General features: G+C 70.7%; 11 protein-coding genes and 1 pseudogene. 10 read left to right on the top strand and 2 right to left on the bottom strand.

Annotated features, from left to right (window positions below; genetic code table 11):
• Positions 1 to 528, bottom strand: a pseudogene (locus D7X74_RS43755) (hypothetical protein); the annotation flags it as partial.
• Positions 529 to 623: 95 nt separating this feature from the next.
• On the opposite strand from D7X74_RS43755, the gene D7X74_RS33575 reads away from it, so the two are divergent.
• Both D7X74_RS33575 and D7X74_RS33570 read left to right on the top strand, forming a co-directional pair.
• The gene (locus D7X74_RS33575; protein ID WP_120537087.1) at positions 624 to 1,514 is read left to right on the top strand and encodes an MTAP family purine nucleoside phosphorylase; all 891 of its coding nucleotides are present in this window, start codon (positions 624 to 626) and stop codon (positions 1,512 to 1,514) included.
• Between the two features lie 108 nt (positions 1,515 to 1,622).
• On the top strand, positions 1,623 to 2,672 hold the full coding sequence (locus tag D7X74_RS33570; RefSeq protein ID WP_120537086.1) for a YihY/virulence factor BrkB family protein: 1,050 nt from the start codon (positions 1,623 to 1,625) through the stop codon (positions 2,670 to 2,672).
• Positions 2,673 to 2,705: 33 nt separating this feature from the next.
• On the opposite strand, the gene D7X74_RS33565 is transcribed toward D7X74_RS33570, so the two are convergent.
• Positions 2,706 to 3,527, bottom strand: coding sequence for a M48 family metallopeptidase (locus D7X74_RS33565; protein WP_120537085.1), 822 nt, complete (start codon positions 3,525 to 3,527; stop codon positions 2,706 to 2,708).
• Positions 3,528 to 3,716: 189 nt separating this feature from the next.
• On the opposite strand from D7X74_RS33565, the gene mutM reads away from it, so the two are divergent.
• From mutM to folK, 8 genes are all read left to right on the top strand, one after another.
• Positions 3,717 to 4,607, top strand: coding sequence for a bifunctional DNA-formamidopyrimidine glycosylase/DNA-(apurinic or apyrimidinic site) lyase (gene mutM / locus D7X74_RS33560; protein ID WP_120537084.1), 891 nt, complete (start codon positions 3,717 to 3,719; stop codon positions 4,605 to 4,607).
• 79 nt (positions 4,608 to 4,686) lie between these two features.
• Entirely contained in the window at positions 4,687 to 6,561 is a 1,875-nt protein-coding gene (locus D7X74_RS33555) for a TIGR04551 family protein (protein ID WP_233595922.1), read from the top strand.
• A gap of 2 nt (positions 6,562 to 6,563) precedes the next feature.
• Positions 6,564 to 6,698, top strand: a complete 135-nt coding sequence (locus tag D7X74_RS44545; protein WP_233595923.1) for a lipoprotein — start codon at positions 6,564 to 6,566, stop codon at positions 6,696 to 6,698.
• Positions 6,695 to 7,936 carry a diaminopimelate decarboxylase gene (gene lysA / locus D7X74_RS33550; RefSeq protein ID WP_120537082.1) on the top strand — a complete coding sequence of 414 codons (1,242 nt, stop codon included), beginning with the start codon at positions 6,695 to 6,697 and terminating at the stop codon, positions 7,934 to 7,936. Before D7X74_RS44545 ends, lysA begins: the two co-directional genes overlap by 4 nt.
• 16 nt (positions 7,937 to 7,952) lie before the next feature.
• Entirely contained in the window at positions 7,953 to 8,840 is an 888-nt protein-coding gene (gene dapA, locus D7X74_RS33545) for a 4-hydroxy-tetrahydrodipicolinate synthase (RefSeq protein WP_120537081.1), read from the top strand.
• A 48-nt stretch (positions 8,841 to 8,888) separates the two neighbouring features.
• Positions 8,889 to 9,707 carry a 4-hydroxy-tetrahydrodipicolinate reductase gene (gene dapB, locus D7X74_RS33540; RefSeq protein ID WP_120537080.1) on the top strand — a complete coding sequence of 273 codons (819 nt, stop codon included), beginning with the start codon at positions 8,889 to 8,891 and terminating at the stop codon, positions 9,705 to 9,707.
• On the top strand, positions 9,704 to 10,471 hold the full coding sequence (locus tag D7X74_RS33535) for a fumarylacetoacetate hydrolase family protein (protein ID WP_120537079.1): 768 nt from the start codon (positions 9,704 to 9,706) through the stop codon (positions 10,469 to 10,471). Before dapB ends, D7X74_RS33535 begins: the two co-directional genes overlap by 4 nt.
• The gene (folK, locus tag D7X74_RS33530; protein ID WP_120537078.1) at positions 10,468 to 11,007 is read left to right on the top strand and encodes a 2-amino-4-hydroxy-6-hydroxymethyldihydropteridine diphosphokinase; all 540 of its coding nucleotides are present in this window, start codon (positions 10,468 to 10,470) and stop codon (positions 11,005 to 11,007) included. The genes D7X74_RS33535 and folK overlap by 4 nt, the downstream gene beginning before the upstream one ends.
• Positions 11,008 to 11,076: the final 69 nt, after the last annotated feature.

Raw genomic sequence — 11,076 nt, 5'->3', positions numbered from 1 at the left:
GGGCGGCGTGCGCGCGGGCGCGGGTTCGGCCGCGCGGGCCGGAACCACCGCGGGCGGCCGGGGGTTGCCCTTCGCGGGCTTCTTCTCCGGCTCGTCCGACGCGCGGTAGCCCTTGCGCTCCGGGGGCGGCTCCGGCGGGTCGTCGTAGGCGTCGCGCGCGGGACGCTCGCGCACGGGCTTGTCGTCGTCGCCGAACGGATCCTCGTCGCGCTTGCGGTCCTTCTCTTCAATCTCCCGCAGCTTGGCGGCCTCCGTCTTGCCCTGCCGGCGCTCGGGCGCGGCCTCCGGCGCATCCGGGGCGCGGCCGTTCACCGCGTTGAACTTCCGGGCGCACTGGGAGCGCTGGGTCGTGCAGCCCTCGAAACAGCGCGTCAGCTTGCGGATGGCGGCGCCGTTGCCGCCGTACTCGATGGTGCAGTCCTCCTTGCACGCGATGGCGTCCTCCTCGCATCCCGGCGGGATGGGGGCGGCCAGGGCAGGGGTACCAAGCAGGAAGGCGAGGGCGACGAGGCGCGGAAGAAGACGCATGGCAAATGTGAAAGCTACCAGTCTTCAGCGCTTCCCGGGGGAGGGCCCCGCGATATCGTCAGGCCCACGCCCGGCGCCCGGGCGAGGGGAGACGCATGCCGGCGGTCAAGGTGGGCATCATCGGGGGCCAGGCCCTCTACCAGGCCCTGGGGCTCCAGGGCCGGGGCGAACCCCTCACCATCGAGACGCCCTTCGGTCCGCACAGCTCGCCGTTCATCGCCACGGAGCTGGACGGCGTCCCCGTCGTCTTCGTCTCCCGCCACGGCCAGGGCCACGTCCACAACGCCACCCGCTCCCCCTACCGCGCCAACCTCTTCGCCCTGAAGGTCCTGGGCGTCACCCACGTCCTCGCCACCGGCACCGTGGGCAGCCTGCGCGAACACATCCAGCCGCTCCACCTGGCCCTGCCGGATCAGGTCATCGACCGGACCTATCGCCGCCCCTGCACCTTCTACGACGACGTCGCCGTGCACGTGGAGCTGGCCCAGCCCTTCTGCTCCACCCTGCGCCAGACGCTCACCGACGCCGCGCGCCACGGCGACACCGTGGTGCACCCCACCGGCACCTACGTGTGCATCGAAGGTCCCTCGCTCAGCACCCAGGCGGAGAGCCAGCTCTACCGCACCTGGGGCTGCGACCTCGTGGGTCTCACCGCGATGCCGGAGGCGCGGCTCGCCCGTGAGGCGGAGCTGCACTACGCCCTCATCGCGCTGCCCACAGACCACGACTCCTGGCGTCCCCAGCCCGTGGGACAGGAACCCGAAGCCCTCCTGCCCCAGCTCGCCCAGCGCCTGGACGCCGTCACCGCCCACGGGGCCGCCCTGTTGCGCCGCGCGCTGCCCCGCATCGCCGGCACCGCGTCCCAGTGCCGCTGCGACAGCGCGCTCGCGCTGGCCATCTTCACCGACCGCTCGCGCATCCCCGCCGAGGTGCGCTCCCGCCTGCGCCCCCTCCTGGGCCGCTACCTGCCGTCCGGCGTCGTCTAGCAACCGACACTGCCGGGTCCCCGTCGCGAGCGCTCGGCTGGCTGGCTGCTGCCGAATGCCCGGACCGTTCGCACATTGGCTCCCCAACAGACCCGGAGGGGGAGTCACATGGGGCTGCCACGGCTCAAGTACCTGACGTGGAGGGAGTTCGGTCGGCGCTTCTGGAAGGAGATTGAAGAGGACGCCGTCACCGACGTGGCGGCGCAGCTGTCCTACTACTTCATCTTCTCCCTGTTCCCGTTCCTGTTCTTCCTCGTCACGCTGGTGGCGTACCTGCCGTTCGCGCCCGGCGCCGTGGACGCGATGATGGACCGCATCCGTCCGCTCGTGCCCGGGGACGCGCTGGGCGTGGTGAGCCAGCACCTGACGTCCATCGTCGGCGAGACGCGCCCCAAGCTGCTCACGGTGGGTCTGCTCGTCGCGCTGTGGTCGGCCTCGCGCGGCGTGGATGCGCTGCGCAAGGCGCTCAACATGGCGTACGACGTGCCGGAGTCCCGGCCCTACTGGAAGACGCAGGCCCTGGCGCTGACGGTGACGCTGGCGGGCACGCTGCTCATCCCCCTGTCCTTCGCCATCCTGCTCCTGGGGGGGCGCGTGGGCGCGTGGGCCGCGGACAAGCTGGCGCTCATCGACGAGTTCCACATCGTCTGGTCCTGGCTGCGCTGGCCGTTCACCGCGGGGCTGGTGATGCTGATGCTGTCGCTCTGCTACTACCTGCTGCCGGACGTGAAGCAGCGCTTCAAGTACATCACCCCGGGCTCCGTGTTCGGCACGCTGGCGTGGCTGGGCAGCACCTGGGGCTTCACCCAGTACGTGGAGCACTTCGGCAAGTACGACGTCACCTACGGCTCCATCGGTGGCGTGGTGGTGCTGCTGCTGTGGCTCTACCTCTCCGGGCTCATCTTCATCCTCGGAGGGGAGCTCAATGCCATCCTCGAACACGCCTCCGTGAAGGGGAAGGCCAAGGGCGCGCGCGACTTCGGTCAGCCCGCGCCCCTGGAGCCTCCGCTCAAGACGCCCGGCGCCGCGAAGAGCGCCAACAGCGCCCGGAAGACGCGGCTGGCCCTGTTCCGAAGAAGGCGCCGGGTGGCCGAGGGCAAGGACCCGGAGCCTCCCGGCTTCGTGCCGGACGAAGGCGACAACCCGCCCGTGCACTGAAAAGGCCCGGGCGGGGCACTCCGAAGCAGACGACTACTTGGGCAGCTTCGCCTTGATGGCCGTCAGGCCGCCCGCGTCGTTGCGGCCGCCCTTGAGGCCCTGCTGCGCGATGATCTTCCGCAGGTGCGCGATGCGGTCCGCGTTGGTGGGGTGCGTGGACAGCCACTTGAGCACCGAGGGCTGGGTGCCCTGCATCTGCTGGAGCTTCTCGAAGAAGGCGATGAGGCCGTTCGGATCAAAGCCGGCCGCGGCGGAGTACCTGGCGCCGTACTCGTCGGCCTCCGTCTCCTCGCTGCGCCCGTGCGCCAGCTGCAGCCCGCCGCCCGCCAGCTGCGCGGCGATCTGCGCGGCGGTGCCCGGGTTCTGGCCCAGCGCCACCTGGGTGATGGTCTGCAGGCCGTACGCGTTCACCATCGCGCGCGCCGAGTGCCGGCCCACCACGTGGCCCGCCTCGTGCGCCATCACGCCCGCCAGCTCCGCCTCGGTGTCCGCCGCGAGCAGCAGGCCCGTGTAGACGTAGAGGAAGCCGCCCGGCGTGGCGAAGGCGTTGACCGTCTTCGGGTCGTTGATGACGTTGACCTTCCACTTCACCCCGGAGCGGTCCTTGTTGGCCTGCGCCAGGATGGGGGCGGAGATGCCGCGCACGTACTGCAGCACTTCGGGGTCCTCCACGTATTGGATGTTCTCCTTCGTCTCCAGCTCCTTCTTCACCTGGAGGCCCAGCTGGTTCTCCTGTTCGTCGGAGATGAACGCCTTGGCGATCGCCTTCTCCGCGCCGACGCGCTGCTTCGCGCAGCCGGTGGTGAGGCCCGAGGCCAGGGTAAGGGTCAGGATTGCGGTGGCCATCCGATGCATGGGCGAGTCGTCCCTTCGCTAACGAGGTGGTGGCGTGTCCCGCCCCTCGTAGTCACGCTGACTCGCCCCGGGCAAGCCCCTTCCCGGCCCCGTTTTCACCGGAGGAAAGAGGGCTGCTGGGAGGGCACCCGGGCCCCGGCGCATGGGAAATGCGCGGGGAAGGGGAACCGGTGCTATGTGCCCCGGTGGATGCCTGAGCTACCGGAAGTGGAGATCGCCCGGCGCAACCTCGTGCGCTGGTTCAAGGGCCACCGCATCGTGCGCGCGGAAGCGGACGCCACCCGCATCTTCCGGGGCGCGGAGCTGGCGCACTTCGCGAAGCTCACCGGCCAGGTGAAGGCCCTGGAGCGTAAGGGAAAATACCTCCTGCTCACCCTGGAGGGCGGCCGGGGCCTGATGGCCCACCTGGGGATGACCGGGAAGTTCGTGTGCCGCAAGGAGGGCGAGCCCGTGCCCTACAGCCGCGCCCGCTTTCACCTGGAGGACGGCCACGTCGTCCACTTCAGTGATCCCCGCCTCTTCGGCCGGATGGAGCCCGTGCCGGCCCAGGGGCTGTGGGAGCTGGCCTCCGTGAAGGCCCTGGGCAGGGATCCGCTGACCGAAGGCCTCACCGGCCCCCAGCTCCAGGAGGCGGTGGGGGACTCGAAGCAGGATTTGAAGGTGGCGCTGATGGACCAGGGCCGGATCGCGGGCCTGGGCAACATCCACGCGGCGGAGGCGCTCTTCCGCGCGGGCGTGCACCCGGCGCGCAAGCCCGCGTCGCTCACGCCCCCGGAGTGGCAGCGGCTGGCCGAAGGGGTCCACGCTGCGTTCGACTTCGCCTTCAAGGAGCAGGAGGGCGAGGACATCGTGTACCTGGAAGAGCCGGGTTCCGTGAACCGCTTCCACGTCTACGGGCGGGCGAAGGGGCCGTGCTCGAAGTGCGCAACGACCGTGGAGTCCTTCACCCAGGGTGGGCGCACCACGCATTTCTGTCCGAAATGTCAGCCGCTCCCCAAGGCCCCCGCCCCTCCGGGAAAGCCGCCGAAGAAGCCCTCACGGGTCGTTGACGGAGCGAAGCCCCGCTCCCGTAGACGTTGACACCCCTGGGGGGCATGGCTTGAATCGCCCGCCCTTTACACCCGGCCGCGTCATGTCGTGGCCCCGGAGACCGTTGACCATGCCTCACGTCCTGCTGGCGGCGCTGCTCGTCGCCTCGTCCACGGCCACCGCGCAGACGCCGGTGCCTGATGGTGGCTCGCCCGCCGCGGCACCCCAGGAGTCGGCCCCGGCCGAATCGCCTGCTCCCGCCCCCGCGGCCCCGGCCGCCGCCGCGCCCGCTGCCTCCACCGACGGCGCTGTCAGCCGCGAGGAACTGGAGCAGCGGCTGGAGGCCACCCGCCAGGAGCTGCGCGAGGACATCCGCGCGCAGACGGCCACCCAGGCCGTGGCCAACAACGACTGGCAGGAGGAGTGGACGGAGGAGAAGCGCAAGCTGGAGCTGTTCACGCTCGACGGCTACCTGCGCGTGCGCCCCACGCTCTTCTACAAGTTCGACCTGGGCAAGCCCGCGCTGCCGTCCGGCACGCCCCTGGGCCGCCAGCTGTGGACGCGCTCGCCGCGCTCCCCCACCGAACAGACCCAGGCCGGCGCCAACATGCGCTTCCGCCTGGACCCGTCCTTCAACGTCTCCGAGGACGTGCGGGTCAAGGTGCAGGTGGACGCCCTGGACAACATCCTCCTGGGCTCCAACCCGGACAGCGCCTACAGCGGTGACGGGCGCAACAACTTCACGCTCTTCTCGGAGAACCAGACCCCGGGCAACTCCGCCATCAACGCGTTCAAGGACTCCGTCCAGGTCCGCCGCGCGTACGGTGAAGTGACGACGCCGGTGGGCATCCTGCGCTTTGGCCGCATGGGCAGCCACTGGGGCGTGGGCATGCTGCGCAACGACGGCAACTGCCTGGACTGCGACTACGGCGACACGGTGGACCGCATCCAGTTCGTCACCGAGCCGTTCGCCGGCTGGTACGTGACGCCGATGCTGGACTTCAACTCCGAGGGGCTCACCTCCGAGCGCTCCAACTCCCTGGGCGAGCCGGTGGACCTCACCCAGTCCGACGACAGCCACAGCCTGGTGCTGGCCATCGCGCGGCGCGACACCGAGCAGCAGGAGCGCGCCAAGCTGGACAACAACCAGGGCGTGCTCAACTACGGCCTGTACTTCACCTACCGCACGCAGCGGTACGCGACCCTGGGCGACACGAGCGGCGTCCCCATCAACCCGGACCCGGTGGTCAACGTCAGCACCCCCACGTTCCTGCCGCGCGGCGGGACGATGTACGTGCCGGACCTGTGGTTCAAGTACGCGGAGAAGAAGTTCCGCATCGAAGCGGAGTTCGCCGCGCAGCTGGGCACCATCGACGGCCGCGCGCTGACGACCGCGGACCCCGCCTCCCAGTCGCTGCGCATCGCGCAGTTCGGCGGCGTGCTCCAGACGGAGTTCCACGTCATCGAGAACAAGCTGCACCTGGGCGTGGAAGCGGGCTTCGCGTCCGGTGACAAGGCGCCGGGCTTCGGCAACTACCCGGGCCGCCAGGGGACCGGCACGGACGGCAACACCGCGGCGGGCGACGTGGAAGGCCGGCAGTACCGCTGCGACACCGGCGGCTGCAGCGACAACGCCATCCGCAACTTCCGCTTCAACCGCGACTACCGCGTGGACCTCATCCTGTGGCGCTCCATCCTCAACGGCGTCACGGATGCGTTCTACGTGAAGCCGGGCCTCAAGTACTCCATCGCGGAGGGCTTCGACGTCTTCGGCAGCGTCATCTACTCGCAGGCGTTCTACGCGGAGTCCACGCCCTCCTCCATCAACAAGGGCCTGGGCTTCGAGGCGGACATCGGCGCGCGCTACGTGACGGAGGACGGGTTCGTGGCGGGCATCGACTACGGCATCCTCTTCCCGCTCGCGGGCCTGAAGGACCTGAACCTGACCGCGCAGGAACTCAACACCGCGCACGCCATCCGCGGCACGCTGGCCATCAAGTTCTAGCCATGCGCGGACTCCTTCCCCGGTGGTGTGTCGCCGCCGTCCTGACGCTGGGACTGGTGGCGTGTGGCATCAAGGGCAATCCCCACGCCCCCCGTCCGGTGCCGCCGTCCAACACGGACGCCGGGCTTCCCCAGTGACGGCCTTCGCGTATCGCAAGGGCTCGCTGCACGCGGAAGGGGTGCCCCTGTCGGCCATCGCGGACGCGGTGGGCACGCCCACCTACGTCTATTCCGCCCAGGCCCTCACGGAGCGCTTCCGCGAGGTGACGGAGGCGTTCGCCGGCCACCCGCACCTCATCTGCTATTCGGTGAAGGCCAACTCCAACCTGGCCATCCTGAAGCTCTTCACCGCGCTGGGCAGTGGCTTCGACATCGTGTCTGGCGGAGAGCTGGCCCGCGTGAAGCAGGCGGGCGGTGACGCGGGCAAGACGGTGTTCGCCGGCGTGGGCAAGACGCCGGAGGAGATGGCCCAGGCCCTCGTCTCCGGCATCCGGCTCTTCAACGTGGAGAGCGCGGAGGAACTGGAGGCGCTGGATGCGGTGGGGCGCAGGGCGGGCCACCGCGCGCCGTTCGCGCTGCGGGTGAACCCGGACGTGGATGCCCGCACGCACCGCTACATCGCCACCGGCCTGAAGACGTCCAAGTTCGGCGTGCCCTTCGAGGAGGCGGTCGCCCTCTACGCGAAGGCGAAGAAGATGAAGGGCGTGCGGGCGCTGGGGCTGGACTGCCACATCGGCTCGCAGCTCACGCGCACGGCGCCCATGCGCGCCGCGCTCACCAAGGTGGCGGACCTCTACGTCACGCTCAAGGCCAAGGGCCACGCGCTGGAGTACCTGGACGTGGGCGGCGGCCTGGGCATCACCTATTCGGACGAGACGCCCCCCAGCCCCCAGGAGTACGCGCGCACGGTGCTGGCCGCGGTGAAGCCCACCGGGGCCACGCTGCTCTTGGAGCCGGGCCGCTCGCTCGTGGGCAACGCGGGCGTGCTGCTCACCCGCGTGCTGTACCGCAAGCCCACCGAGGTGCGCACCTTCGTGGTGGTGGACGCGGGGATGAACGACCTCATCCGCCCGGCCCTCTACGAAGCGCACCATGAATTCCTGCCCCTGGTGAAGCGCCGGGGCAGGGACGTGCAGGTGGACGTCGTGGGGCCGGTGTGTGAGTCCACCGACGTGCTGGCGAAGGCGCGCGCCCTGGTGCTGCCCCGCCAGGACGACCTGTACGCCTTCATGAGCGCGGGGGCCTACGGGATGAGCATGGCTTCTACCTACAACTCGCGGCCCCGGCCGGCCGAGGTGCTGGTGGACGGGGAGGCGTGGCGCGTCGTGCGCGAGCGCGAGCGAGTCGAGGACCTCTGGCGCGGCGAGCGGGCCTGAACGTATAAGCGCCGACATGAAGACCTTCCAAGGCTCCATGACGGCGCTGGCCACTCCGTTCCTGAACGGGGCGCTGGACGAGGGGGCCTTCCGGGCCCTGGTCCGCGCCCAGCTTGAAGGCGGCACGAGCGTGCTGCTGCCCATGGGCACCACGGGCGAGGCCGTCACCCTGGATTCGGATGAGCGCGCGCGCGCCATCGCCGTGGTGGTGGACGAGGTGAAGGGCCGCGTGCCGGTGGTGGCGGGCGCGGGCAGCAACAGCACGCGAGAGACCGTGGACTCCGTGCGCCGCGCGCGCGAGGTGGGCGCGGACGGCGCGCTCATCGTCACGCCCTACTACAACAAGCCCACGCAGGCGGGGCTCGTGGAGCACTACCGCGCCATCGCGAAGGCGCACCCGGGCTTCCCGCTCATCGCCTACAACGTGCCGGGCCGCACGGGCGTGGACCTGCTGCCGGAGACGGCGCTCAAGCTGTGCGACATCCCGGAGGTCGTGGCGCTCAAGGAGGCCACCGGCAACCTGGCGCGCGCGGTGGACCTGGTGGAGCTGTGCGGCGACCGGCTCACGCTCCTGTCCGGCGACGACTTCACGGTGCTGCCCTTCATCGCGTGTGGTGGCCAGGGCGTCATCTCCGTGTCCTCCAACGTGGCGCCCCGGATGATGGCGGACCTGGTGGCGGCGGCGCGCGGCGGCGACATCGCGAAGGCGCGAGCGCTCCAGGTGCGGATGAACGCGCTGCACCGGCTGCTCTTCGTCGAATCAAACCCCATCCCGGTGAAGTGGGCGCTGCACCTGATGGGGATGTTCGGCCCGGAGGTGCGCCTGCCGCTGGTCCCCATGGGCGAGGCGAACGCGGCGAAGCTGAAGGACGCGCTCGCGCACCTGGGCTTGTTGAAGGGCTGAAAAGCGTCCCCCACGCCGTCCCCCCGTCGTCGCTGGAGCACACGCGCCATGATCCGCACCGTCATCACCGGCAGCACCGGCCGCATGGGCAGCACGCTGCTGCGCCTGGCGCGCGACGCGAAGGACCTCCAGGTGGTGGGCGCCACGGTGCGCCCGGGCAGCCCGGTGGCGGGGCAGGACGCGGGGCTCGCTGCCCGGCTGGGCGCGGCGCTGGACGTGCTGCTCATGGACGACCTGGACCGCGCGCTGGAGTTCTCCAAGGCGGACGTCGTCGTGGACTTCACCGGCCCCCAGGCGAGCCTCGCGCACGCGAAGACGTGCGCCGAGCGCGGCGTGCCGCTGGTGGTGGGCTCCACGGGCTTCACGGAGGACGACAGCGCGGCGCTCCGGGTGCTCGCGCGCAAGGTGCCCATCGTCGCGGCGCCCAACATGTCCGTGGGCGTCAATCTGATCATCGGCGTGGCGGCGGAGCTGGCGCGCGTGCTGGGGCCCTCGTTCGACGTGGAGGTGCTGGAGGCGCACCACCGGATGAAGAAGGACGCGCCCAGCGGCACCGCGCTGAAGCTGGCGGAGGTGCTCGCGGAGGCGCTGGGGCGCACGCGCGATGACCTCACGTTCGTGCGCGACGGGCAGACGGGCGCCCGCCCCCCGGGTGAGATTGGCGTGCAGGCGCTGCGCGGCGGAGACGTGGTGGGCGAGCACACCGTGTACTTCTTCGGAGAGGGCGAGCGCATCGAGCTCACCCACCGGGCGACGAACCGGGACCAGTTCGCGCAAGGGGCGCTGAGGGCCGCGCGGTGGGTGGCGCGCCGTGCGCCGGGGCTCTATGACATGGCCGACGTGCTCGGACTCCAGGGGAAGACATGACCGCCCGTTACTGCCGCTTCCAGGTGGATGGCCGCGCCAGCCATGGCCGCGTCGACGGCACCGAGGTGGTGGTGCTCACCGCCGCGCCGTGGGCCGGAGGCAAGGAGACGGGGCTGCGCCGGTCGCTCAAGGGCCTGACGCTGCTCGTTCCGTCGGATGCGTCGAAGGTCGTCTGCATCGGGCAGAACTACCGCAAGCACGCGGAGGAGATGGGCAAGCCCGTCCCCACCGAACCGCTCATCTTCACCAAGCCCTCCACCGCGCTCAACGGCCCGCTTTCGCCCATCCGCATCCCCAAGGCGAGCCAGGAGGTGCACCACGAGGCGGAGCTGGCGCTGCTCATCGGTGAGCGCGTGAAGAACGCCGACGAGGCCACCGCCGCGCGCGCCATCTGGGGCCTCACCGCCTTCAACGACGTCACCGCGCGCGACATCCAGCGCAAGGAAATCCAGCACACCCGCGCCAAGGGCTACGACACCTTCGCCTGCGCGGGCCCCTGGGCCGTGACGGGCCTGTCCCCGGCGGACCTGCGGGTGGTGTGCCGGGTGAACGGACAGGTACGCCAGGATGGCCGGACGTCCGACATGGTGTTCAGCCCCGCCCGCCTGGTGTCCTTTATCTCCCACATCATGACGCTGCTGCCGGGCGACCTGGTGAGCACGGGCACCCCGTCCGGGGTGGGCGTGCTGGTGGCGGGGGACACGGTGGAGGTGGAGCTGGAGGGAATCGGAACCCTGGTGAACCCGGTTGAGATGGAGCCTTGAGTGCGACCGTCTATGTAGGTCTGGGTTCCAATGAGGGCGACCGCGAGGCCCACCTCGTGGCCGCCCTCTCCGCGATGTCCTGCATCGACGCGGTGGCGGTGCTGGGCTGCTCGTCGCTGTACGACAGCGCCCCGGTGGGCCCCGCGCAGCCCCGCTTCCTGAACGCCGTGGTGGCGCTGGAGTGCGAGCTGTCCCCGCAGCGCCTGCTGTGCATCCTGCAGCGGATTGAACAGGACCTGGGCCGCCGCCGCCTCCAGCACTGGGGGCCGCGCACCATCGACCTGGACATCCTCCTGTGGGACGAGGAGGAGCGCTGCGTCGTCGCGGACGCCAACCTCCAGGTGCCCCACCTGGAGCTGCACAAGCGCCGCTTCGCACTGGAACCCCTGTCGGAGCTGGCCCCCTGGGCCCGGCACCCGGTGCTGGGCGTGACGGTGCGGGAGCTGCTCGCGAAGCTCGCCCCCCAGGACGTCCGCAAGCGCGAGGCCCTCTGCTGGCCCGACGTGGGCGCCCGTTTCCCCGTGCACGAACTATGAGCCTGTCCCTCGCCCTGGCCACGGCCGCGCTGCTCGCGGCCGTGGCCAGGGCGAGGGACAGGCTCATAG

The organism is Corallococcus sp. CA047B, from assembly GCF_003612065.1.
Taxonomy (GTDB): Bacteria; Myxococcota; Myxococcia; order Myxococcales; family Myxococcaceae; genus Corallococcus; species Corallococcus praedator.
This window is presented reverse-complemented; position numbering and strand designations above follow the sequence as displayed.